Here is a 23,893-nt window from a genome sequence, read left to right on the forward strand (position 1 = left end):
TGATTCAATTTCAGCGTCCCTTTTCAATCATGTTCACTCGCAATGGTTAAGTGAGATTACGTTATGTCTCAGCAATACTCAGAGCTATTTTGCCAAAGCAATTACTCCTTCCTTAAGGGAGCCTCACACGCAGAGGAGCTTGTTTTACAGGCCGATTTCTTGCGTTACAAAGCACTCGCGGTTACTGATGAGTGCTCAGTCGCGGGCATCGTTAAGGTTCACTCTGCGATCAAGCAACATAAACTGTCGCTCAAGCAAATTGTCGGGAGCATGTTTTGGCTAAATGAAGAGTGCCAAGTGGTCTTGATATGCCCAAACAGACAAGCCTACGCCGAGCTGTGCCGTATAATTACCAACGCGAGACGTCGTAGCAGCAAGGGACATTATCAGCTCTCTGAGTGGGACATCATGTCAGCTAAGCACTGCTTTATTCTTTGGCTTCCTCAACAGAAAAATGAAGACGCACACTGGGGGCAATGGCTCTCCCAGCATCATTCAGGTCGGTTGTGGATTGGCTTACAAAGACACCTAAAGCAAACCGACCAGCAATACACAGATTACTGCGTTGAGCTGTCACAACATCACCAACTGCCGATTACAGCTTGTGGTGGTGTGTTGATGCACAATGCGAATCGCTTACCCTTGCAGCACTCACTCACTGCGATAAAGTACCAAAAGCCCATTACCGAAGTGGGCAGTCACTTACTCGCTAATGCCGAGCGCTGTTTACGGAGTATCAATAAGCTCTCTCATATCTTCAAAGCGGAGTGGCTAGAAGAGAGCAACCGTATCGCTGAGCTGTGTGAATTTGATTTAAATAGCTTGCGATACGAATATCCCAGTGAGCTGATTCCTCAAGGGGAGACACCCATGAGTTATCTGCGCATGTTGGTCGAAAAAGGAAAACAGACTCGCTTCCCACAAGGTGTACCTAACGACATCCAACAAATCATAGATAAAGAATTGGGATTAATTGACGAGCTTGACTACCCTTTCTTTTTTCTCACCATTCACGACATCGTGATGTTTGCTAAAAGCCAAGGGATTCTTTACCAAGGTCGAGGTTCGGCAGCCAATTCCGTGGTTTGTTACTGTCTAGAGATCACCTCTGTCGACCCAAGGCAGATCTCAGTACTGTTCGAACGCTTCATCAGTAAAGAGCGTGATGAGCCACCTGATATTGATGTCGATTTTGAACACGAACGCCGTGAAGAAGTCATCCAATACATCTACAAAAAATACGGTAGAGAACGTGCTGCGCTTGCCGCAACGGTCATTTCTTATCGCTTTAAAAGCGCGGTAAGGGATGTAGGAAAAGCATTAGGGCTGCAAGAAACCCAGCTTGATTACTTCATAAAGAACACCAACCGCAGAGATAAAAGCTTAGGTTGGCAGGCTCAGCTCACTCAATTGGGGCTACAACCGGACTCCTTAAAAGGTCAGCAGTTTATCCACTTAGTGAATGAAATCATCGGCTTTCCACGTCATCTTTCTCAGCATGTGGGCGGCTTCGTGATCTCTTCTGGTCCTCTGTATGAATTGGTTCCTGTCGAGAATGCGGCCATGCACGATCGCACCATTATTCAATGGGATAAAGATGATCTTGAAACCTTGGGGCTGCTGAAAGTTGATGTGCTCGCGTTGGGTATGCTCTCTGCGATTCGTAAATGTTTCGACCTGATCAAACGTATTCACGGGCGATCACTGACCATTGCTGAGCTCACTCGCCTTAAGGACGATCCTCAGGTTTACGGCATGATTCAGCGAGCAGACACGGTCGGGATATTCCAAATTGAGTCTCGCGCGCAAATGAGCATGCTGCCAAGGCTTAAACCGAAAACTTATTACGACTTGGTGATTCAAATCGCTATCGTACGTCCAGGTCCTATTCAGGGCGATATGGTGCATCCATTTCTCAAGCGTCGAGATGGCATTGAGCCAATCAGTTATCCATCTAAAGATGTGGAGTCGGTACTGTCACGCACCTTAGGTGTACCTATCTTCCAAGAGCAAGTGATTAAACTCGCTATGGTGGCTGCAGGGTTCACAGGCGGAGAAGCAGATCAACTCAGACGGGCAATGGCCGCTTGGAAGAAAAATGGCAACGTCTTTAAGTTTAAAAACAAACTTATCGAGGGAATGCAAAAGCGCGACTATGAGACAGAGTTTGCTGAGCAGATCTTTAAACAGATATGCGGCTTTGGCGAGTACGGTTTTCCTGAAAGCCACTCGGCTTCGTTTGCGGTGTTAGCGTATTGCTCAGCTTGGTTGAAGTGCTACTACCCTGAATGTTTCTACGCTTCTCTGTTGAATAGCCAACCCATGGGCTTTTATAGCCCCTCACAATTGGTACAAGACGCACAACGACACAATGTGGTGATACTTCCGATATGTGTGAACGCTTCTCAAAACGACCACACGGTTGTCTCTCATCAGAATGGTCTAGCGATTCGCTTAGGGCTGCGACAAATCAAAGGATTCAGCGAGCATGGAATTCAAAGCGTGCTCGCCAATCGCCCACAATCCGGTTATCGCCACCCTAGTCAGGTCAAACAGTTATCGATGAATAAGAAAGATATCGAGCTACTGGCATCAGCCAATGCGCTACATAACGTTTCTGGTGACCGCTTCCAGACTCGCTGGGCGATCATGGACTCGGCGTCGGATTTACCTCTGTTTAGCCAAGCCTATGACGATGCTGAGGCAGGGCATGACGAACATGTACTGCACAAGCCCAACGAGATGCAAGATCTACTCGAAGACTTCACCAGTGTCGGAATTTCATTGAACAAGCACCCCATCACTTTGCTCGAAGAAGCAGGACGATTAGGTCGATTCACACACATGAAAGATTTAATACAGCAAAGACACAAATCTATGGTCACCCTTGTCGGATTAGTCACAGGTAAACAATCTCCCGGCACCGCGGCAGGTGTCACCTTTGTTACGCTGGAAGATAGCACTGGCAATATTAATGTCGTGGTATGGGGAGCAACCGCACGCGCTCAACAGCAAGCTTATCTCACAGCCAAGGCGTTAAAAGTACAAGGGATATTAGAAAAAGAAGGTGAAGTCGTGCATGTTATCGCGGGAAAACTTATCGATATTACCGATGAAATTGTTGGCTTGAAAACCAAATCTCGGGATTTTCATTAGCGAAGTACCAACTGTTCTCAATCGATCATTGGCTAAAGAAAAGAGAGAAAGAAAAACGAAAAAGGGAAGCATCCGCTTCCCTTCAATTCCAGTTGTTGAGTTATGACTCAACTTCAGCTTCCGTACGTCTTTTCTTAAATTCCCTATACAGTAATAAGCTCAAAGTCATGACGACTTTAGACGTTAACCATATCATTAAGAGGAACTACCTTAGATTGTGTGTGAAAAATTACGCTAGTAGTTGAGCATATTTCGTTAAGAAAAATATGCTGCGTGAATATTAGCAAGCGTTTTCTATAAGGTCACTCAAAACAAACCGTACAGCAGCATTAATTATAAAATCTGACGCATTCGCTCTTGAGTCACTTCAACCAAGAGGTCTGGCTGGAACTTAGAAATAAAGCGGTTACACCCTACTTTCTCAACCATAGCTTCATTAAAACTTCCACTTAATGAAGTGTTTAGCGTTATGAATAGGTCATGCATTCTTAGGTCAGTACGTACTTCATGTGTCAGTTTATAACCGTCCATTTCAGGCATTTCAGCATCGGTGATCATCAACAATATTTCTTGATTGATGTCTTTGCCTTCATCACACCAGCCCTTAAGTAAGGTCAGTGCTTCTAAGCCATCACAACACTCAATAATGTTCAAACCCAACTGCGACAAGGTGCCTTTAATTTGGTTACGCGCTGTTGAAGAGTCATCAACGATAAGCACGTTACGTCCTATCATCTCCTGAGCTAATTGTTCATCTAAAACGCCTTCAGAGATCGAGACATCGTAATCAATGATCTCAGCCAACACTTTCTCAACATCGATGATCTCGACGATCTTGTGCTGCTCTTCTTCTTGAATATGCGTAATAGCGGTTAGGTAGTTTGCACGGCCTGTTGTCTTTGGCGGCGGCTGGATTTCTGTCCATGTCGTGTTCACGATATTACGAACTTGCCCAACCAAGAAACCTTGTACGGTTCGGTTGTATTCCGTAATAATCAGGTTGCTCTCTTGAGACTCCGCACGAGATGGCGGAAAGCCAATGGCACTGCGTAAATCGATAACAGGCACCGATTCACCACGTAAAGACGCAACACCCGTAATATGATGATGAGAGCCCGGTAAGCGAGTGAGTACTGGCACTTTGAGGACTTCTTTCACTTTAAATACGTTAATCGCAAATAGTTGACGACTATTTAAGCTGAATAACAAGAGTTCCAGACGGTTTTCACCGACCAGTTTGGTTCTCTGATCAACCGAATTTAAAACGCCAGACATACAACACCTTAGTGACAAATAATAACTGTGGCTACAATAGCCTACTTCAATAGGTTAAAGCAAAGCGCCAATGCACAGAATGCTTAAACTAAGTACAACAAATGATGTTATACAAAGCTTAAGTACATGGAAAGGTTCAAGGTAAGGCTACAAGACGAGAAAAAGGGGTTAACCTTCAATAACTTTCATTAACAGTTGGCCATCGTATAAGGCCTGCTTGATGAGCGCAGCACCTGGCATGGTTGCCTGCTTATAAAAACGAGATTCCACCAGCTCTAAGTCTTTATGGTAAACCGATAGACTCTGCTCTTCGATACACTTTTGAATCGCCGGGTATAACACGCTCTTCGCCTGATTGATAACACCACCCACCAAGATTTTCTCTGGGTTGAACAGGTTAATCACAATCGCAATCGCAGAACCTAGATAACGGCCTAACTGTTCAATCACTTCGACAGCCAGCGGATCCCCATTAGCAGCGGCAGCACAGATCTGTTCAATAGTGACGTCTTCAAACACCGTTAGCGTTGATTCTTCACCATTTACCAATCGCTCTTTGACTTGCTCACGGATTGCCTGAGAACTCGCCACCGTTTCTAAACAGCCTCGATTACCACAGTGGCAAAGCTTGCCTTCCTTGTCGATCTGGATATGCCCCAACTCACCGATGTTACCGTGACGTCCTTGCAGAACGCGACCATCAAGAATGATCCCGGCACCTAAACCGTGGTGAATCGAGATAAGAACAGAGTTGTCGTTGTCTTGTGAGTTACCAAACAGCTTTTCTGCTAATGCCCACGCTCGGGTATCATTGGCAATAAAAACTGGCAAACCGGTTTCTTTGTAGATCTCCGGCCCCAACGCTAAGTTTTCAACGTTATAGTGCGGCATCTGCAACACAATACCTTGCTCTGAATTCACCAGACCTGGCAGTGTGATAGCGATACTCGTCACCCTGTCGAGTTGCTCGGCATAGGTTTGGAAGAACTCATCGATTTCATGGAGAAGACGCGCAAGCACATCGTCTTGATCACGTTCATGGATATCAATCTTGGTATCGATAAGCACGTCGCCGCCCAATTCATGGAGCGCGATCGTCAAGTATCCGCGACCAAGACGCATCGACAAAAATTGCCAACCTTCGTTATTGGTTTGCAGACCGACAGCAGGACGCCCACGAGTCGTGGCTTCTTGAACCGTCGTTTCGTGAATAAGGTGAGCTTCAATGAGTTCACGGGTAATTTTAGTAATACTCGCCGGAGCCAACTCACTTTGCTTGGACAGATCGATACGAGAAATAGGACCTTTAAGGTCAATTAGTTTATATACACGACCAGCATTGACCTGTTTGATATGATCAATATGGCCCGGTTGAGCCATGTACATTTTACGCTCCAGAAATCATCAACGAGGTAATTTTTTTACTTTGCGAAGTAATTGTGAAGTCACTTGGTATATCGCCGTGACCAGTATCACGTATATACATAAATCTTTGTGTATCGAGTCAAATAGTTCGAGGAAAATTAACACCCACATCGATAATTTGCGACTTAATTTTCAGAATAAAACATCGCGTTTGAGCCCTGAATTCAATAATTAAAGGCAAATCAAGAAATATCCTCCTAGCTCCCAATAAATTATCAATTAATGCATATACTTAATTCAGTCTTTTAAAAGATTACTTGGCCTCACTCTAGGAGTATTCATGACAGCCGAATTAAGAAAAACGAAAATCGTCACAACGCTAGGCCCTTCTACTGATAAAGGTAACGTGCTTGAAGAGATCATCAAAGCCGGTGCCAATATAGTCCGTATGAACTTCTCTCACGGCACCAGCGACGACCATATACAACGCGCAGAAAAAGTCAGAGCAATAGCAAAAAGACACGGTACTCAAATCGCCATTCTCGGAGACTTACAAGGTCCCAAGATTCGTGTGTCGACATTCAAAGATGGCAAAATTCAACTTGCCGTAGGTGACCTATTTACTCTCGACAGCAGCCTAGGTTTAGGTGAAGGCAATCAAAAAGCCGTTGGCCTTGATTACAAAGAACTGCCTAACGACGTATCCGCCGGCGATATACTGTTGCTTGACGATGGTCGTGTTCAACTCAAAGTAACCAAAGTGGAAGGCTGTCGCGTTCATACCGAAGTCATCATTGGCGGCCCACTCTCAAATAACAAAGGCATCAACAAAAAAGGGGGTGGCCTTTCCGCAGAAGCGCTAACAGAAAAAGACAAGCGCGACATCGTCACCGCCGCACAAATCAAAGTGGATTACCTAGCGGTGTCTTTCCCTCGTAATGGTGAAGACATGCACTATGCTCGTCAGCTTGCACGAGAAGCCGGCTTAGAAGCTCACCTCGTCGCAAAAGTGGAGCGAGCAGAGACAGTAGCTACAGTTGAGAACATGGATGACATCATAATGGCCTCAGATGTGGTCATGGTGGCTCGTGGTGACCTCGGAGTGGAAATTGGCGACCCTGAGTTAGTCGGAGTACAAAAACAGCTTATACGCCGTGCCAGAGCGCTTAACCGAACTGTCATCACCGCAACTCAGATGATGGAATCAATGATTTCTGCGCCAATGCCAACCCGTGCCGAAGTTATGGATGTTGCCAACGCCGTACTCGATGGCACCGATGCTGTGATGTTGTCTGGTGAAACTGCAGCTGGTGACTACCCAGTCGAGACCGTAAAATCGATGGCTGAAGTCTGTATTGGTGCGGAAAAAATGGCAGGCATTAATAACCAATCCAATTACCGTATTGACCGCACCTTTGTTACTGCCGAAGAAACCGTTTCGATGGCGACCATCTACTCTGCAAACCATATGGAAGGCATTAAAGGCGTTGTCACTCTCACCGAGTCAGGCCGCACCGCACTGATGATGTCTCGCCTGAGTGCCGACATGCCGATCTACGCGCTGTCTCGTAACGAAGGAACGCTTAATCGCTGTACCTTATACCGAGGTGTGACACCAATCTACTTCGAGACAGAAGCCGAAGACAGCTTTGACATTGCACTATCTACACTCACTTGCTTGAAAGAGAAAGGACACCTTAAGTTTGGTGACCTAGTGATCGTCACTCAAGGCGACATTATGGATGTAGCAGGGTCAACCAACTGTATGAGAATCTTGCCTGTCACCTAATATTTGACCTTAAGGCGAAACGATTCGCCTAATCTCAAAAACTTAAAAGGGTTATCGAACCAAGTTCAATAACCCTTTTTCATTTCAGAACACGACTCACTAAAATCTGCTTAAACAGCATAACGAGCTCACAGCATGCTAGCTCATCAACTTCGGGAATTAGTTACCCGCAGCAATGGTGGCTAACTGTGGCATATGCGAGTTGCGAGCGTTTTCCGTTGAGGTATAGGTCTCCACAAATCGGTAACCGGCTTCTAAACCCAATTCGTAATCATGCAGTAAATCATCTTTATGACTCATTAATGAGCTCGATTTAAGCGTTTGACTAGGTGCTATCTGAACCACAAACGCGTCGTCTGGTGGCGAATTCAAAAAATCCTGAGTCAATGAGTAGGTCTGATAATGCACCATCAGCATGTCAGCCAACCCTGAATCAAACTTATCTCCGATTAAATGACTTAAGCGATAAATATCATCTGCACCAAATAGCCAGCGACCACCGTTCAGCAGGTCTAAATGCCCACGGTCACGCTTCTGCTCTTTTGAGCGCATAATTTGTTGTTGGAAGAAAGAGGTCCAGTCGGTTTTCCACTGTTCCACTTTCTGTTGCCAATGGCCTTGAACACTGTCGAAAGATTCGCGGAACCACTCCAGTTCTTCTGCAGATATAGGTTTAGGCGCTTTGACTGAAGATCCCTTAACTGGTGCTTCAACCAAATGGGTATTACCTTCCTCCACCACTGGCTCAGTACGAATCACCACAATAGAACGAGCTTGTCTTCGCCACGCTTCCTGAACTGGGATACACGCCGATACACCACCGTCCACATAAGCACTGTCACCAATAAAGACTTCGTCATTGTACAAGCGAGGAATAGCACAGGTCGCAATCATCACCTTGTACCAATCTTCGCCCAATAATGGGAAGTAGTGGTCTCGTAAGTCTTTGGAATCCGTTACAGCCGCATAGAAGTGGCGATCGCCTAGCGTTTGTCGCCCTAAATCCAGATCGAGCTTATATGGGTAAGCCATGATTTGTTCTAGCGCCCATTCTAATCCTAGGTTCTTTCTGTGTCGTATATAGGAAAAGAGATTGAAGAACTCTGGTGAGGTTGTGAGGTCGAGAACAAAAGAACGTCCAAGGCCTTTATCACGGCACAGATAAGCACATAAGTTGAGAGCACCTGCTGAGGTACCAAAAAATTCGTCGAAGGGGTCAAAATTTGAGAGAAGAAAGGCATCCAGCACTCCAGAAGTAAAAATACTTCTCTGTCCGCCACCTTGAGCGACCAGTGCTGTTTTTCCAGCAATAAACTTAGCGTAATAATCCAAGTCTATTGCTGTATCAATATTGGTTATAATCCCACTATTCATTATTCCCTGAGTATCAAAACTCAGCCTCGCAATAGATGGTATTAACTACCAATCGCAATAAAGCCAAATGAAAGAATGATCATGTAGATAAACACGGTAATTTGTAGGGCATTTTTCAGATTATGGTCCATAGACACCTCTGGTTTATTATTAATTTGTCGAGTCTCTATTTAAGTACTATCAGGTGTGTGAAGTATCTTCAAGAATCGTCGAAATTAGTCGCACAATATTGATGTAACCATCACAATTAGTAAGTGTATGGATAAGGATATACTCATGAATAACAAAGCAAATATGATGGCACTGATTACGCTTCTCTCCGTTTCAAGCGCGTATGCTTCGCCGGAGATCATCATTACACCTATGGTAGGTTATACCGGCGGTGGCAGTGTCGAAGACCAGGACGGTAAAACCTATGACATGAAAGGCTCTGAAAATTACACCTTTGCCATTGAAACGCCACTTGAAAAAGGACGCATCGGCTTCTTATACTCCAATCAGAGCTCGGAATTAGAAACGCTTAACCTAAGCTCCTCCATCCAATACCTGCACCTTCAAAGCAGCATCTACTACCCTGCTTCGCCTGTGTTGTCGGGTTATCTAGGGCTAGGCCTGGGTGCTTCTTACGTCGATGTAGACTGGGCAAAAGATAAGTATGGATTCTCAACTTCTATCTTTGGTGGCTTAGAGTACAAATTTAGTGACCGACTAGCGTTGAACACACAAGTACGTTGGTTAGGCACGGTTGTCGACAACGATACCTCCGGTGTTTGTAATATCCCAAATAACGGGCAAGAGTGCATCATTCGCTTTGATACCGACTGGATGAACCAATTCCAAGCCAATGTCGGACTGAGTTTTACTTTCTAAGCGGCTCAATGAAGCAAAAATATAAGATCGGCCCAAACTAAAAAACCAGCTAAATGCTGGTTTTTTCATTATTAAAACGGTTTTAGTTCAGGTTAGAACTTATAGGTAACACCTAAAGCGCCGCCCACTTGCAACTCAACACCTTTATACATATCGAGTTCAGGGTGAACTTGAGCGTAAGCATTCCAACCTTCGTAGAAATTCACTTTCACGCCTAACGGCAAGCGTAAGCCAAAGTCGTCATTCCATTCAGCCCAAGCACCAGCACCGACGTACCAGCTCAACGGAGCTTCAGTCTCGAACTGACCACGCTTCAAAATGTAATCAAAGGCAGCGCCGTCATTGCCAATCGTAGCACGGTATTTCTGATCAAATTCCACAACGACACTCAGGTCTTGGTCAATGGCAAGTCCAACTTCCAAAGCTGGAGCTTCAGAAGCGTGAGCAAACGAGGCTCCGCTGCAGCACATAAGGCCGATCAAGTAACGATGTTTCATAATATTCTCAGACTGTGTTTAAAAGCGGTAGTTTACTGGAATAATAACGAAAGGTGTCATCGCTAGGTAAAAGATAAAAGACACGAAAAATTTAAGAGCAACCATCAACTGATCGAGTTGAATGATAAGTATCTGAGTTAATGGAGATTAAGCACAATAGATCTTTCATAGAGCAGAAAACAAAAAAGGAGGCCTTTCGGCCTCCTTTCAATTTATTGAATCAGAGAATTAACCGTTGTTACGGATCCACTCATCCATGTCTGTCTTAAGGTTGTCAGACTTAGTACCGAAGATAGCTTGTACGCCACCCGCTACTACTACAACACCTGCAGCGCCTAGTTTCTTCAGCTTGTCTTGGTCAACAAGAGCTGTATCAGCTACTGCAACACGTAGACGAGTAATACAAGCGTCAAGACCAGTGATGTTCGCTTTGCCACCGAATGCAGCAACTAGCTCACCAGCAAGTTCAGAACCAGTCGCAACTGACTCTTCTTCAGTCTCGTCTTCACGGCCTGGAGTTTTAAGGTCTAGAGCTTTAATCACAGTGCGGAATACGATGTAGTAAATTGCAGCGTAAGCAATACCACATACAACCATTAGGCCCATCTTAGACGCGTTGCCAGATAGAACTAGGAAGTCGATTAGACCGTGTGAGAAAGATGTACCGTGTACAAAACCTAGAGTGTTCGCAAGAACGTATGCAGAACCAGCTAGTAGAGCGTGGATTGCGTACAGTACTGGAGCAACGAATAGGAAAGAGAATTCGATTGGTTCAGTGATACCCGTTAGGAATGAAGTCAACGCAGCAGAAGCCATGATGCCCATTACTTTAGCGCGGTTTTCAGGCTTAGCTGAGTGTGCAATCGCGATTGCAGCAGCAGGTAGACCGAACATCTTGAACATGTAACCACCAGCTAGCTGACCGAAGCCATTGCCCGCTGCACGAGATGCGTCATCAGCAACTAAGTAACAAGTAAGAACACCGTTTTGAGTTTCGCCAGCAGCGTTTACACAAGTACCAGCTTCAAAGAAGAAAGGTACGTTCCAAACGTGGTGAAGACCAAATGGAATTAGAGAACGCTCAACGATACCGTAGATACCAAACGCCACTTGTGGGTTTTGGTGAGCAGCCCAATCAGAGAACGCAGAGATAGCGCCGCCAACTGGTGGCCATACTACAGATAGTAGGATTGCTAGACCAATCGCAGAGAAACCTGTGATGATTGGCACAGCACGCTTACCAGCGAAGAAGCCAAGGTACTCTGGTAGTTGAATACGGAAGAAACGGTTGAATGCCCAAGCAGCAACACCACCGACTAGGATACCACCTAGTACACCAGTATCGATTTTATCAACGCCCATTACACCAGCCATTACGCCAAGTGTAGCAGTCATGATGCCATAACCAACGATAGCAGCTAGACCCGCTACACCATCGTTGTTAGTAAAGCCAAGTGCAACACCTACTGCGAACAGTAGTGCCATTTGACCGAATACTGAACCACCAGCTTGTTCCATTAAGTTTGAAACGATTTCTGGAATGAAAGGAAGATCTGCTGCACCGACACCTAGCAAAATACCCGCAACTGGTAAAACTGATACTGGAAGCATCAGAGACTTACCAACTTTCTGCAGGCTAGCAAAAAGGTTCTTAAACATGTTTATGCTCCTGATAAAGATAAAATAATTATATTGGGTTCTAACGGCACACCCCCGTAGCCTATATGTTAGCACCCTGCGAAAATGTAACCATGTATTGCATTATATTTTCTGCCGCTAAATATATATTGATGGGGAACTAACTTTCTAGTCACTTACGAAATTTAGTTTCAAAACACGTCTTGGATCACATGTCAAATCTAGAAATGCAATGCTTTACAAGTGTTTAATGCATTGAAATATATAAGTATTTTTCAAGAGCCCTATTATTTTACTGGGTAAATAAAATAGGAGCGAATGTTATTTTTAGTAACAAAATTACAAATGTTATAATTAGCGCTCTCAAGTTCAACATAATTCGTAAACATTAAAAAAAAACGTATTTTTGGTGATCAAAAACACAAAAAGGGAGCTTTTGCTCCCTTTTATTTGTTTACTTAGATTTTTATCGCAAAAAAAGTTTTTGGTAATTTTTGGTCGTTTGTTCGGCAACCTCTTTCATCGACACACCTTTTAATTGCGCAATGTAGGCCGCCACTTCGACGACATATGCAGGCTGATTCTGCTTTCCACGATATGGAATGGGCGCCAAGTATGGAGAATCCGTCTCGATCAGCAACCTGTTTAGCGGTAGGTTTTTAACAACTTCTTTAAGTTCTGTAGCCTGCTTAAAGGTCACAATGCCTGAAATTGAGATATAGAAACCTAGTTCCATTGCTGCTTCTGCGAATGCTTGATCTTCGGTAAAGCAGTGAATCACACCGCCACACTTCTCAGCTCCGCCATCACGTAAAATAGCTAATGTGTCTTCACGTGCGTTACGAGTGTGAATGATCAAAGGTTTATTCAGCTCAACGGCTAACTCAACATGCTGCTTAAATCGTAGCTGTTGCAGCTCCGCCGTCTCTGGTTGGTAGTGATAATCTAAACCTGTCTCTCCAATCGCCACAACCTTAGGGTTGCTCGCGTATTCACGCATTGTCTCTAGGCTGAAATCACTTTCAACATCGAGAGGGTGAACGCCACAAGAGGCTTTAACGTTATCAAACGGCGAGATCATCTCGAGCATATTTTCAAACGAATCGAGTGTCACACCGACAGAAAGCAATTGGTCTACATTAGCAGCCTTCGCCTTGTTAACCACATCTTCTACGCTGGTGTGTAAATCTTGGTAATCCAGTTTGTCTAAATGACAGTGGGAATCTACGAACATGTTTCCTCGCAAGTGGCTATCAGCCAATTCATTATGAGTAGCTCCGTATTGAGCCCAGGGTGTTGCTTTAACTGCTCAATCAATGTCAGCAGTTTATTCGATGCTGCATAAGCACTTTGATAAGACATCGCCTCACACAGTGCTTTCGCACTCGGAGTGAAAGCCTGATTCGCCAAACCAAAATGCAGCTTCTGTACATCTGACAATAGATGCCAAAGCCAGCCAAGTTGAATCAAAGGGTCTTTGCTAAGCTCTGTAGAGAACTTTAGCATGTCAGGTTGAGTGCCTTTTATCACATTCACAAAGCCATCGAGCGCTTTTGTTGAAGCTTCAACGCCACCTTGCTCAAACATCGCTTTTGCTTTTAAAGGCGCGTTGTCATTGAGTGCTAAAATATACTGCGGTACCGCTTTGCCCACTTCACCATCTAACCACGCTGATGCTGTCTCTAACTGCGGACTAACCACATTGAATTGCTGACAACGGCTAATAATAGTCGGCATTAAGCGATTACTGTTACGAGTAGACAGAATGAAGATGCACTTGCTTGATGGCTCTTCCAGAGTTTTCAATAGTGCGTTGGAAGCCGATTCGTTCATTGCTTCAGCAGGGTTAAGCAAAATAACGCGCAAACCACCTAACTGAGAAGACTCTTGAGCCCAGCGGTTACTGGCACGCACTTGATCAACCGTGATCGACTTACCTTCTTTCTCGGGTGAGATCACATGAAAATCAGGATGACTGCCCGACTTCATTAACTCACAGCTGTGGCAAAACCCGCACGACTCGCTTTCATAGTTCGTGCACATCAATGCGTCGGTAAGTTGGCTAATCAAAGCATCAACGCCGAGCCCTTCCGGTGCATTAACAATCACAGAGTTAGGAAAACGCTCCGCATCGAGACTTTTTTTCCACTCACTCCATACCGGTGTGAGCCAAGAATACACTTCAGCCATGACTACCTACTGTTTGTCGAGCCAAGCAGTTAGCGCGACTTTAATATCAGCGGCTACTTGCTCAATTTCTTGCTGCGCGTTAATCACAAGTACAGAATCATCTTGTTCTGCAATTTCTAGATAGCGCTCACGCGTGCGGTCGAAAAATGAGATGTCCATCTTTTCAATTCTATCAAGCTCACCACGGCCTCTAGCACGCTCTAGCCCTACTCTAGGGTCTAGGTCCAAATATAGCGTTAGATCGGGTTTAAAGCCGCCTAGCGTGGTTGCTTTCAGTGATTCCATAGTCGTGCGCGCGATCTGGCGACCACCACCTTGGTATGCCTGTGAAGACATATCATGACGATCACCCAATACCCATTGACCATTGGCGAGCGCCGGCTTGATGACGTTCTCGACTAATTGAACACGTGCTGCATACATCAACAGCAATTCAGTCATGTCTTGAAGCTTCTCGCCTTCGTGCTCTTCTTTAACCAATGAACGCATCTTTTCAGCTAAGACAGTACCACCCGGCTCGCGAGTATTAACAATATCTTCAACACCCGATGCTTTTAATGTCTCAACGATGGCATTGATTGCTGTGCTTTTGCCAGCGCCTTCAAGGCCTTCAACCACGATAAATTTCGACTGATTCATAATTATTTCTTTATCTGTTTTTTCTTAATTGCTTTAAGTAAGCTCGCACTGCACGGTTATGCTCAGTCAAACTCTTTGAAAATACGTGACCACCTGTTCCACTCGCAACGAAATACAAGTAGTTGCTCTTCTCTGGATTCAACGCCGCGTTGATAGACGCTTTGCCTGCCATAGCGATAGGTGTCGGTGGCAAGCCACTCATTGTATAGGTGTTGTAAGGCGTTGGCGTGCGTAAGTCTTTCTTACGGATGTTGCCATCGTAGCTGTCACCCATGCCATAGATAACCGTTGGGTCAGTTTGCAAACGCATACGCTTGTTTAGACGGTTAACAAACACAGAAGAAACACGCTCACGTTCTGACGCAACAGCGGTCTCTTTCTCAATGATAGATGCAAGAATTAACGCTTCGTATGGCGATTTAAGAGGCAGCTTATCCGCTCGATTTTCCCACTCTTCATTCACCACGCTCATTAGGTCTCGATGCGCGCGCTTCAACATATCTAAATCAGTGGTGCCGTAGGTGTAGTGATACGTTTCTGCTAAGAAGAGACCTTCTAGCTTTTCGTTTTCAATACCCAACTTTTCAGCGATCTCTTTTTCAGAAACGCCATCCAATGTCTGTTGAATGAATTCGCTGTCTTTTAGCTGAACAAGCCATTCGTCAAAACGACTGCCTTCAACAAAGGTAATAGTAAACTGGTGTTCTTTCCCTTCTACAAGCACCTGTAGCGCTTGCTCTAAGGTTAAACCCGGTTCAAGCAGGAAAGTACCCGCTTTTACGTCTACAAGCTCAGGATGTAACTTACGGATTAATTTCTCGTAAGGAGAAGCCTCAAACAGCCCCTCGTTAATCAACTGGGCTAGAACGCGGTTAAAGCTGCTACCTGAAGCAACAGTCACGACTTGTGGTTTTTCTAATTGAATAACTTGTTTCAGGTTATCTTGCGCTTGGTTGTAAACATAAAAACCAGCAGCACCGGCTGCAATTAAGCACAAGATAATAAAAATAAATAACTTTTTGATCACGAGTTTAGTTGTCCTTGAAGGCTACGAGTAACGGTTCCAATGTTAAATTGGGTATCACTAATACGGGTAACTGGGGCAACCCCTAAAATGGAGTTTGTCATGAAAACCTCATCAGCTTGCATGAGTTGAGATAAGCAGTAGTCACTAATTGTAACGGAAAGTTCAGCCTGATTCAGCGCGGTTAACACTTGCTTACGCATAACCCCCGCGACACCACTTTGAGTGAGTTGAGGTGTGTATATCGACTGACCTTTGCGCCAGAACAGATTGGCCATGGTGGTTTCAATCACATTGCCCGATATATCAAGAACCACACCATCCACTTCATTAGCTTGATCCATTTCATCTTTCATCAAAATCTGCTCAAGGCGATTATTGTGCTTATGGCCAGCCAGTAGTGGGCTCAAACCTAGCGCTTGATGGCAGATACCGAGTTCAACACCGGAGTCTTGCCACGCTGAATAATGGCTTGGGTAATCAAAGGTACTGATGGTGATTGTCGGCTTGGCGATATTCTTGGTACTGTAGCCACGCCCACCCGCTCCACGACTAACGTGCAGCTTGATCCCTGCTTTTTGATTATGAGGCTTGTTGGCGTTATGGAGCTTCTTTGAACCATCAAGGCTCTTTGTGCCATGAAGAGCGTTATGTTGGATGTGTTGAAGCGCAGTATCGAGCCAAAGACTAACAACATCCCAATCAAGAGCAGAAATGCGTAGTGCTTTAAGGCACTCGTCGACACGGTGCTGATGATCGTGAAGATGTTGTATCTCACCATCACTCACGAGCATTGTCGTAAAACAGCCGTCTCCGTACTGAAACGAGCGATCCAAAATATCGATAGTTTGCTGGCTTTCTCCATCAACCCAAAACATGTTTTTCCCCATAAAAAGAAACGGCTCAATGCTAAAGCATCAAGCCGTTTAAAAACAAGTCTAATTGTGACTATCTACGAGTGTTTACGTCTTTAATAAGATGATTAAATCTTTTTGAAGATCAAACAGCCGTTTGTACCACCGAAACCGAATGAGTTACATGCAGCATATTCCATGTTGCTAACTTCACGCGCAGTGTGAGGTACTAAGTCAATATCTAAGCCTTCTTCAGGATCATCTAGGTTGATTGTTGGTGGAACAATTTGGTCAACCAAAGACATAGCCGTGATGATAGCTTCAGCAGAACCAGCAGCACCTAGAAGGTGGCCTGTCATTGATTTCGTAGAAGAAACCAATACTTGCTTGCTGCCTGCTTCGCCAAGAGCACGCTTGATGCCCTTAACTTCCGCTACGTCACCTGCAGGAGTCGAAGTACCGTGTGCGTTTACATAACCGATTTGTTCACCAGTAATGCCAGCATCACGCATAGCCGCTTCCATTGCTAGTGCGCCACCTGAGCCATCTTCACTTGGAGATGTCATGTGGTAAGCGTCACCCGACATACCGAAGCCAACTAGCTCACAGTAAATCTTAGCGCCACGAGCTTTCGCATGTTCGTACTCTTCAAGAACCATCATGCCTGCACCGTCGCCAAGAACGAAGCCATCACGGCCTTTGTCCCATGGACGAGAAGCTTTTTGAGGCTCATCGTTACGAGTAGAAAGTGCTTTAGCCGCACCAAAACCGCCCATACCTAGTGGAGTTGATGCTTTTTCAGCACCACCCGCTAGCATTGCGTCTGCATCGCCGTATGCAATCATACGAGCCGCGTGACCAATGTTATGTAGGCCAGTCGTACATGCAGTAGAAATCGCGATGTTTGGACCGCGTAGGCCACGCATGATAGACATGTGACCAGCAATCATATTCACGATCGTCGACGGTACGAAGAACGGGCTGATCTTACGAGGGCCTTTTTCAGTTAGAGCTTGGTGACCGGCTTCGATCAAACCAAGACCACCAATACCAGAACCGATAGCAACACCCACACGTGGAGCGTTTTCTTCAGTAATAGTTAGGGCTGAATCATCTAAAGCTTGAATACCTGCTGCGACGCCGTACTGGATGAACAAGTCCATCTTACGAGCATCTTTTTTAGTCATATACTCTTCGCAGTTAAAGTCTTTAACTAGACCTGCAAAACGAGTTGAGAAATTGGTTGCATCAAAATGATCGATATTAACGATACCACTTTGACCAGCTAGCAGGGCTTTCCAAGAAGATTCTACAGTGTTGCCTACCGGTGACAACATACCCATGCCAGTGACAACTACACGACGCTTGGACACGATTTTACACTCCGGGGATTGAGGTGATTTAAGATGAGGATAGATGAGTTAGATAAAACACAGGCGGTCGAGGTGACCGCCTGGGAGAGATTATTACTGAGCGCTAGTTACGTAATCGATAGCTGCTTGAACAGTAGTAATTTTCTCAGCTTCTTCATCTGGGATTTCAGTGTCGAATTCTTCTTCTAGAGCCATTACTAGCTCTACTGTGTCTAGAGAATCTGCACCTAGGTCATCAACGAAAGAAGCTTCGTTTTTAACTTCAGCTTCGTCTACACCTAGCTGTTCAACAATGATTTTCTTTACGCGTTCTTCGAGGTTGCTCATTTTTTCTTTTCCTTTACAGAGTTCGCTTTATGCGATGTTTTCCGTAGTTTATTCAATCTATTGAAAGTTGCAAGGTCAACTTTTCTGGTCAAACCACAATTTTCACGATTTTAACCGAAATTACGTATGATCTTGACTTAAATCATGCACAAATGTTGCACATAATTTACACCATGTACATACCGCCATTGACGTGAAGTGTTTCACCTGTGATATAAGCTGCCGCAGGTGACGCCAAAAATACCACAGCTTCAGCGATTTCGCGAGGGTCACCTAGTCGACCTGCTGGTACATTCGCCAAAGTTGCTGCACGTTGGTCATCATTTAGCGCTTTAGTCATGTCAGTTTCGATGAAACCAGGAGCTACAGTGTTCACTGTAACGCCACGAGACGCAACTTCACGAGCCATTGATTTAGTAAAACCAATTACGCCTGCTTTTGCAGCTGCGTAGTTAGCTTGACCAGCGTTACCCATAGTACCTACTACAGAACCAACGTTTACGATACGGCCTTGACGTTTCTTCATCATGCCACGCAATACAGCTTTAGACATGCGGAAGATAGGCGTTAGGTTAGTATCGATGATGTCATTCCATTCGTCGTCTTTCATACGCATCAGTAGGTTATCACGAGTGATACCTGCGTTGTTAACTAGAATGTCAATCGCACCGAATTCATCGTTGATGGTTTTCAGTGTAGCAGCAATTGAGTCAGTATCCGTTACATTAAGAGCAAGACCTTTACCGTTCTCACCAAGGTACTCGCTGATTGCAGCTGCGCCGCCTTCAGATGTCGCAGTACCGATAACTTTAGCACCACGCTCAACTAAAAGTTCAGCGATTGCACGACCGATGCCACGGCTTGCGCCTGTAACTAGTGCAACTTTGCCTTCTAAATTCATCATAACTTCTCTATTAAGTGGTTATTTACTTAGCAGCTTCTAGTGATGCAGTGTCATTAACTGCAGCAGCTGTCATAGTTTTTACGATTCGTTTTGTTAGACCAGTAAGAACTTTACCAGGGCCTAATTCAAGTAGCTTCTCAACGCCTTGCTCATTCATCGCTTGTACGCCTTCAGTCCAACGAACTGGGCTGTACAGCTGACGAACAAGTGCGTCTTTAATTTTTGCAGGATCTGTTTCAGCGATAACATCAACGTTATTGATAACAGGCAATGCTGGCGTGTTGAACTCTAGAGCTTCTAGAGCCACCGCTAGCTTGTCTGCTGCTGGCTTCATCAGTGCACAGTGAGACGGCACAGAAACAGGTAGCGGAAGTGCACGCTTAGCGCCCGCTTCTTTACAAAGTGCACCAGCACGCTCTACTGCCGCTTTGTTACCCGCGATAACAACTTGGCCAGGAGAGTTAAAGTTAACTGGAGACACAACTTCGTCTTGCGCAGCTTCTTCACACGCTTTAGCAATCGCTTCATCGTCTAGACCGATGATTGCGTACATTGCACCAACACCTGCAGGAACCGCTTCTTGCATCAGTTGACCACGTAGTTCAACCAGCTTGATCGCTTCTTTAAAGTCGATAACGCCGGCACATACAAGAGCAGAATATTCACCTAGGCTGTGACCTGCTAGATTTACAGGTTGCTCTAGGCCAAGCTCTTGCCATACACGCCAAATTGCAACAGACGCTGTTAATAGAGCCGGTTGAGTGCGAAAAGTTTCATTTAGATTTTCTACAGGACCATCTTGAACCAATGCCCATAGATCGTAACCAAGTGCTTCTGAAGCTTCAGCAAATGTCTTTTTAACAACATCATACTGTTCGCCTAGGTCAGCAAGCATACCGATAGCTTGAGAGCCTTGGCCTGGGAATACGATAGCAAATTTGCTCATTGTAATTTTCCTTTAAGCAAAGCAAAAAATTGAATAAGGCACATAAGTTATGTGCCTTGTTTGTTGATTATCGCTTGGGGTTAGAATTTAACTAACGCAGAACCCCAAGTGAAGCCGCCGCCAAATGCTTCAAGTAGAAGCGTTTGACCACGTTTAATTCGCCCGTCGCGAACAGCCTCATCAAGGGCCGTTGGTACGGTAGCTGCTGACGTGTTGCCGTGCTTATCAAGAGTAATCACTACTTGATCAAGCGACATCGTCAGCTTTTTAGCGGTTGCCGAGATAATACGGTAGTTCGCTTGGTGTGGAACTAACCAATCAAGCTCTGACTTATCCATATTGTTCGCCGCTAAGGTGTCTTTAACTAGCTTAGAAAGCTGAGTTACCGCCACTTTAAATACTTCGTTGCCCGCCATGTGCAGCCATTTGTCTGCATCACCGCCGCGCTCTGGTACTTCTAGGCTTAGAAGCTCACCGTATTTACCATCAGAGTAAATATGAGTAGACAAAATACCTGGCTCTTCGCTTGCGCCTACAACCACCGCGCCTGCTGCATCACCAAATAGGATGATAGTAGAGCGGTCAGTCGGATCACAGGTTTTTGACAGTGCATCAGCACCAATTACCAAAACGTTCTTACACATGCCAGTCTTGATGTGTTGATCAGCAACAGACAGTGCGTAGACAAAACCAGAACACGCTGCAGCCAAATCAAACGCAGGGCAGCCTTTGATACCAAGCTTGCCTTGTACCTGACATGCCGAAGACGGGAATGTGTGGCTACTGCTGGTTGTCGCAACGATGATTAAATCAATATCTTCTTTGTCGATACCTGCCATTTCAATGGCATTTTCAGCAGCGTAAAACGCCATATCAGCAACGGTTTCGTTTTCCGCTGAAATACGACGCTCTTTAATACCCGTTCTAGCAACGATCCACTCATCGCTAGTCTCTACCATTTTCTCTAAGTCTGCGTTAGTACGCACCTGAGATGGCAAGTAGCTGCCAGTACCTAAAATTTTGCTATACATGAAGACTAATAATGCCTCTCGAGTAAAACCGCTTCCAAACGATCGCTAATGCGGCTGGGGACTTGTCGTTTGACCTCGTGTACTGCTTCACCAATCGCGTTGACGACTGCAGACACATCAGCACTTCCATGACTTTTAATGACAATGCCGCGCAATCCTAACAAACTTGCGCCGTTATACTGGTCGGGGTTCAAGGTTTTTAATTCAGTAAATAGCTCAGAAAACAGCATTCTGGCTATCCAACCCTTTATTGTTGAAGCCATCATGCGCGTTTTTAGCTTATCAATAAAGAGCTGAGCCGTACCTTCGCACGTTTTTAAGCAAACATTGCCCACAAAACCATCACATACGACGACATCAGCAGCATCTTGAAGTAATTGATTACCTTCAATATAGCCTATGAAGTTCACAGACTGAGTATTAGACAACATTTCAGCGCATCGTTTTACAAGGTCATTGCCTTTAATTTCTTCTGCACCGATATTCAAGATAGCGACACGTGGTGCGCGACCTAAATGTTGTTCTGCTAATGCACTGCCCATGACAGCAAACTGAAACAGTGAATCTGCGTCACTAGAAACGTTCGCCCCTAAATCAAGCATCCATGTGCGATTTCCGGATGCAGTAGGCAAAGCTGAAACCAATGCAGGCCTATCAATACCGGGAAGAAGCTTGAGTCTGAAACGGGATAAAGCCATCAATGCGCCAGTGTTACCACCACTCACACAAGCATCAGCCTGTGATTCGGCAACCAGATCGATAGCGGCACGCATAGAGCTACCCTGACTATTACGTAAGGCTAGTGAAGGTTTTTCAGAATTGGAAATGACTCGATCACAATGCTGGATACTCAAACGAGAATCAGGCATTCGACCTAATGAAGATAATTGAGATGTGATCGCGTTTCGATCACCTATTAGAATGACTTTTAGCTCTGGGAAATACGACAGTGCCTGCACGGCGGCAGGCACTGTTACACGAGGACCGAAGTCCCCGCCCATTGCATCAAGCGCAACGGTTAGATTTTGCAAAGGTCAACCTTACTTGTTGATAACCTTTTTGCCGCGGTAGAAACCTTCGGCAGTCACGTTGTGACGTAGGTGAGTTTCACCTGAAGTTGCGTCTACAGAAAGTGCAGCTGTAGTTAGCGCATCGTGTGAACGACGCATGCCACGCATTGAACGTGATTTCTTGCTCTTTTGTACGGCCATTGACCCTACTCCTATGTAAATTCTTAAAGAAGCAATTACTTCTTTAAGCTTTTTAAAACATCAAATGGATTCGGCTTTTTGTCTTCCTCAATTTCTTCAGGAAGTTCACCAAACACCAAGTTATTTGAGTTAACGCTACATTTCGCATCGTCGTGCATTGCTATTTGTGGCAATCCAAGGATGAACTCGTCTTCAACTAATTGAATCAGGTCTAACTCACCGTACTCGTTCAGATCTACCAAATCGTACTCTTCCGGTGCTTCCTCTTCACTTTTCTCACTGTAAACAGGAGTATAAGTAAATTGGACATCGCACTCATGTGCGAAAACCTCATTACAACGTTGACACTCTAAATCGACTTCGACGTTAGCTTTACCAGAGATAACGACTAATCGTTGTTCATCAAGCCCAAATGACATTGAGACTTGCGCGTCACGTTTTACGCCTTCAGTTGCTTCAGTTAAACGCTTCAAAAGACTGACCTGGATGATACCATCCATATCGAGTCGTTTTTGAGCCGTTCTTGCCGGATCAACTGTACGCGGTATTTTTTCCTTTTGCATAGGGCGCGAATCTTATCTTCCAAATCGTGTTTAGTCAAAGGAAATGGCAAAAAAAATGTACTTTCCTGCCTTTCCTATTCAGAGCATTATGAATAGCAGGACAAGTTACGTTATCCTGAGATAAATGCTTCCTTGAATTGTAAATTAAAATGAGAAATTACCAACTAGTTTTAGCCTCTACATCACCATTTAGGCAAGAGATCCTCAAAAAACTACAGTTAAGCTTCATTACAGCCAAGCCAGACTGCGATGAAACGCCGCTTCCAGAAGAGACACCACAACAGTTAGTGATGCGTCTTGCTGAGACCAAAGCTAAGTCTTGTGTTGTGGAGCAACCTAGCTTAGTCATTGGTTCTGATCAGGTTTGCGTAATTGATGGAGAGATCATTGGTAAGCCTCACACTCGAGAAAAAGCGATCGAGCAGTTATCTCGTCAAAGCGGCAAGAGCATTACTTTTTATACTGGGCTTTCGGTTTGGAACAACGAAACCAATGAAGCTGACACGCGTCTCGACACCTTTGTAGTGCATTTCCGCGATTTAACTAAGCAACAGATCATTAGTTATGTTGAGAAAGAGCAGCCTTATTACTGCGCAGGTAGCTTTATGTGTGAAGGGTTAGGCATCGCGTTGTTTAAACAGATGGAAGGGAAAGACCCAAATACTTTGATCGGCTTACCGCTGATCGATCTAGTCGATATGTTAGAAGCGCAAGGAATGGGTGTACTATAACGGATACTCTCTCTTTGTTAGAGATTCCCTACTCCTTCCTTCGTCAGTCTAGGGAATGGCGGAACACGCAATTTTATCTAACCAACTAATGATATAGAGCGTGATTTTAAAAAGTCGTCATCCTCAAGAGCGAGGA

The 23,893-nt window shown here is 44.9% G+C and carries 23 protein-coding genes; 4 read left to right on the top strand and 19 right to left on the bottom strand.

The features are described from left to right. The first annotated feature begins 63 nt into the window (after positions 1-63). Positions 64-3,156, top strand: coding sequence for an error-prone DNA polymerase (locus tag AB4209_RS01925; RefSeq protein WP_372054644.1), 3,093 nt, complete (start codon positions 64-66; stop codon positions 3,154-3,156). Positions 3,157-3,489: 333 nt separating this feature from the next. On the opposite strand, the gene AB4209_RS01930 is transcribed toward AB4209_RS01925, so the two are convergent. Beyond that, positions 3,490-4,431 carry a chemotaxis protein CheV gene (locus tag AB4209_RS01930; RefSeq protein ID WP_102398089.1) on the bottom strand — a complete coding sequence of 314 codons (942 nt, stop codon included), beginning with the start codon at positions 4,429-4,431 and terminating at the stop codon, positions 3,490-3,492. Positions 4,432-4,599: 168 nt separating this feature from the next. Then, positions 4,600-5,817, bottom strand: a complete 1,218-nt coding sequence (locus AB4209_RS01935; RefSeq protein WP_017062140.1) for an ROK family protein — start codon at positions 5,815-5,817, stop codon at positions 4,600-4,602. Between the two features lie 319 nt (positions 5,818-6,136). Between AB4209_RS01935 and pyk the strand changes: the two genes are divergently transcribed. Then, complete coding sequence (pyk, locus tag AB4209_RS01940; protein ID WP_017067208.1) at positions 6,137-7,585, top strand: pyruvate kinase; 1,449 nt, start codon at positions 6,137-6,139, stop codon at positions 7,583-7,585. 159 nt (positions 7,586-7,744) lie between these two features. On the opposite strand, the gene AB4209_RS01945 is transcribed toward pyk, so the two are convergent. Both AB4209_RS01945 and AB4209_RS01950 read right to left on the bottom strand, forming a co-directional pair. Beyond that, positions 7,745-8,959 carry a patatin family protein gene (locus tag AB4209_RS01945; RefSeq protein WP_017063485.1) on the bottom strand — a complete coding sequence of 405 codons (1,215 nt, stop codon included), beginning with the start codon at positions 8,957-8,959 and terminating at the stop codon, positions 7,745-7,747. Positions 8,960-9,000: 41 nt separating this feature from the next. Next, positions 9,001-9,090 (bottom strand): YnhF family membrane protein, encoded by a 90-nt coding sequence (locus AB4209_RS01950; RefSeq protein WP_100214626.1) that lies wholly within the window; start codon positions 9,088-9,090, stop codon positions 9,001-9,003. A gap of 145 nt (positions 9,091-9,235) precedes the next feature. Between AB4209_RS01950 and AB4209_RS01955 the strand changes: the two genes are divergently transcribed. Further along, a complete protein-coding gene (locus AB4209_RS01955) occupies positions 9,236-9,829 on the top strand; it encodes a porin family protein (RefSeq protein WP_372054646.1) in 594 nt (197 codons plus the stop codon). Between the two features lie 92 nt (positions 9,830-9,921). Here the strand turns inward: AB4209_RS01955 and AB4209_RS01960 are convergent, their stop codons facing one another. The 15 genes from AB4209_RS01960 to yceD form a co-directional block, all read right to left on the bottom strand. Next, complete coding sequence (locus AB4209_RS01960) at positions 9,922-10,326, bottom strand: hypothetical protein (protein ID WP_017070535.1); 405 nt, start codon at positions 10,324-10,326, stop codon at positions 9,922-9,924. A 228-nt stretch (positions 10,327-10,554) separates the two neighbouring features. Continuing rightward, complete coding sequence (ptsG, locus tag AB4209_RS01965; protein WP_017062145.1) at positions 10,555-11,985, bottom strand: PTS glucose transporter subunit IIBC; 1,431 nt, start codon at positions 11,983-11,985, stop codon at positions 10,555-10,557. A gap of 445 nt (positions 11,986-12,430) precedes the next feature. Further along, positions 12,431-13,198, bottom strand: a complete 768-nt coding sequence (locus tag AB4209_RS01970) for a TatD family hydrolase (protein ID WP_017063483.1) — start codon at positions 13,196-13,198, stop codon at positions 12,431-12,433. Next, positions 13,189-14,154 carry a DNA polymerase III subunit delta' gene (locus AB4209_RS01975; protein WP_017062147.1) on the bottom strand — a complete coding sequence of 322 codons (966 nt, stop codon included), beginning with the start codon at positions 14,152-14,154 and terminating at the stop codon, positions 13,189-13,191. Before AB4209_RS01975 ends, AB4209_RS01970 begins: the two co-directional genes overlap by 10 nt. A 6-nt stretch (positions 14,155-14,160) precedes the next feature. After that, complete coding sequence (gene tmk, locus AB4209_RS01980; protein WP_017062148.1) at positions 14,161-14,793, bottom strand: dTMP kinase; 633 nt, start codon at positions 14,791-14,793, stop codon at positions 14,161-14,163. A gap of 10 nt (positions 14,794-14,803) precedes the next feature. Continuing rightward, a complete protein-coding gene (gene mltG, locus AB4209_RS01985) occupies positions 14,804-15,820 on the bottom strand; it encodes an endolytic transglycosylase MltG (RefSeq protein ID WP_372054648.1) in 1,017 nt (338 codons plus the stop codon). After that, a complete protein-coding gene (gene pabC / locus AB4209_RS01990) occupies positions 15,817-16,695 on the bottom strand; it encodes an aminodeoxychorismate lyase (RefSeq protein ID WP_065583975.1) in 879 nt (292 codons plus the stop codon). Before pabC ends, mltG begins: the two co-directional genes overlap by 4 nt. 104 nt (positions 16,696-16,799) lie before the next feature. Then, positions 16,800-18,044, bottom strand: coding sequence for a beta-ketoacyl-ACP synthase II (fabF, locus tag AB4209_RS01995; RefSeq protein WP_010437291.1), 1,245 nt, complete (start codon positions 18,042-18,044; stop codon positions 16,800-16,802). Positions 18,045-18,137: 93 nt separating this feature from the next. Beyond that, positions 18,138-18,371 (bottom strand): acyl carrier protein, encoded by a 234-nt coding sequence (acpP, locus tag AB4209_RS02000; protein ID WP_004737381.1) that lies wholly within the window; start codon positions 18,369-18,371, stop codon positions 18,138-18,140. Between the two features lie 166 nt (positions 18,372-18,537). Further along, the gene (fabG, locus tag AB4209_RS02005; protein WP_029235138.1) at positions 18,538-19,272 is read right to left on the bottom strand and encodes a 3-oxoacyl-ACP reductase FabG; all 735 of its coding nucleotides are present in this window, start codon (positions 19,270-19,272) and stop codon (positions 18,538-18,540) included. A 25-nt stretch (positions 19,273-19,297) separates the two neighbouring features. Further along, positions 19,298-20,221, bottom strand: a complete 924-nt coding sequence (fabD, locus tag AB4209_RS02010) for an ACP S-malonyltransferase (protein ID WP_017063479.1) — start codon at positions 20,219-20,221, stop codon at positions 19,298-19,300. Positions 20,222-20,301: 80 nt separating this feature from the next. Continuing rightward, positions 20,302-21,252: a beta-ketoacyl-ACP synthase III gene (locus AB4209_RS02015; RefSeq protein ID WP_010437276.1), complete on the bottom strand. Its 951-nt coding sequence runs from the start codon at positions 21,250-21,252 to the stop codon at positions 20,302-20,304. A 5-nt stretch (positions 21,253-21,257) separates the two neighbouring features. Beyond that, entirely contained in the window at positions 21,258-22,283 is a 1,026-nt protein-coding gene (plsX, locus tag AB4209_RS02020) for a phosphate acyltransferase PlsX (protein WP_017062152.1), read from the bottom strand. Between the two features lie 9 nt (positions 22,284-22,292). Continuing rightward, positions 22,293-22,463 (bottom strand): 50S ribosomal protein L32, encoded by a 171-nt coding sequence (rpmF, locus tag AB4209_RS02025; protein ID WP_004737376.1) that lies wholly within the window; start codon positions 22,461-22,463, stop codon positions 22,293-22,295. A 35-nt stretch (positions 22,464-22,498) separates the two neighbouring features. After that, positions 22,499-23,026 carry a 23S rRNA accumulation protein YceD gene (gene yceD / locus AB4209_RS02030; RefSeq protein WP_017062153.1) on the bottom strand — a complete coding sequence of 176 codons (528 nt, stop codon included), beginning with the start codon at positions 23,024-23,026 and terminating at the stop codon, positions 22,499-22,501. A 149-nt stretch (positions 23,027-23,175) separates the two neighbouring features. Between yceD and AB4209_RS02035 the strand changes: the two genes are divergently transcribed. Continuing rightward, positions 23,176-23,757: a nucleoside triphosphate pyrophosphatase gene (locus tag AB4209_RS02035; protein ID WP_017067204.1), complete on the top strand. Its 582-nt coding sequence runs from the start codon at positions 23,176-23,178 to the stop codon at positions 23,755-23,757. Positions 23,758-23,893 lie beyond the last annotated feature (136 nt).

This window comes from Vibrio sp. 10N.286.48.C11 (assembly GCF_041469805.1).
GTDB classification, from domain to species: Bacteria; Pseudomonadota; Gammaproteobacteria; order Enterobacterales; family Vibrionaceae; genus Vibrio; species Vibrio crassostreae_C.

Coding starts and splice junctions, on each gene's coding strand:
- pyk (WP_017067208.1), top strand. CDS start 6,137: ATGACAGCCGAATTAAGAAAAACGAAAATCGTCACAACGCTAGGCCCT.
- pabC (WP_065583975.1), bottom strand. CDS start 16,695: ATGTTTTGGGTTGATGGAGAAAGCCAGCAAACTATCGATATTTTGGAT.
- AB4209_RS01960 (WP_017070535.1), bottom strand. CDS start 10,326: ATGAAACATCGTTACTTGATCGGCCTTATGTGCTGCAGCGGAGCCTCG.
- AB4209_RS01935 (WP_017062140.1), bottom strand. CDS start 5,817: ATGTACATGGCTCAACCGGGCCATATTGATCATATCAAACAGGTCAAT.
- AB4209_RS01955 (WP_372054646.1), top strand. CDS start 9,236: ATGAATAACAAAGCAAATATGATGGCACTGATTACGCTTCTCTCCGTT.
- AB4209_RS01970 (WP_017063483.1), bottom strand. CDS start 13,198: ATGTTCGTAGATTCCCACTGTCATTTAGACAAACTGGATTACCAAGAT.
- ptsG (WP_017062145.1), bottom strand. CDS start 11,985: ATGTTTAAGAACCTTTTTGCTAGCCTGCAGAAAGTTGGTAAGTCTCTG.
- AB4209_RS01975 (WP_017062147.1), bottom strand. CDS start 14,154: ATGGCTGAAGTGTATTCTTGGCTCACACCGGTATGGAGTGAGTGGAAA.
- fabD (WP_017063479.1), bottom strand. CDS start 20,221: ATGAGCAAATTTGCTATCGTATTCCCAGGCCAAGGCTCTCAAGCTATC.
- AB4209_RS01945 (WP_017063485.1), bottom strand. CDS start 8,959: ATGAATAGTGGGATTATAACCAATATTGATACAGCAATAGACTTGGAT.
- AB4209_RS01930 (WP_102398089.1), bottom strand. CDS start 4,431: ATGTCTGGCGTTTTAAATTCGGTTGATCAGAGAACCAAACTGGTCGGT.
- yceD (WP_017062153.1), bottom strand. CDS start 23,026: ATGCAAAAGGAAAAAATACCGCGTACAGTTGATCCGGCAAGAACGGCT.
- AB4209_RS01950 (WP_100214626.1), bottom strand. CDS start 9,090: ATGGACCATAATCTGAAAAATGCCCTACAAATTACCGTGTTTATCTAC.
- rpmF (WP_004737376.1), bottom strand. CDS start 22,463: ATGGCCGTACAAAAGAGCAAGAAATCACGTTCAATGCGTGGCATGCGT.
- AB4209_RS02015 (WP_010437276.1), bottom strand. CDS start 21,252: ATGTATAGCAAAATTTTAGGTACTGGCAGCTACTTGCCATCTCAGGTG.
- AB4209_RS02035 (WP_017067204.1), top strand. CDS start 23,176: ATGAGAAATTACCAACTAGTTTTAGCCTCTACATCACCATTTAGGCAA.
- fabG (WP_029235138.1), bottom strand. CDS start 19,272: ATGAATTTAGAAGGCAAAGTTGCACTAGTTACAGGCGCAAGCCGTGGC.
- acpP (WP_004737381.1), bottom strand. CDS start 18,371: ATGAGCAACCTCGAAGAACGCGTAAAGAAAATCATTGTTGAACAGCTA.
- AB4209_RS01925 (WP_372054644.1), top strand. CDS start 64: ATGTCTCAGCAATACTCAGAGCTATTTTGCCAAAGCAATTACTCCTTC.
- tmk (WP_017062148.1), bottom strand. CDS start 14,793: ATGAATCAGTCGAAATTTATCGTGGTTGAAGGCCTTGAAGGCGCTGGC.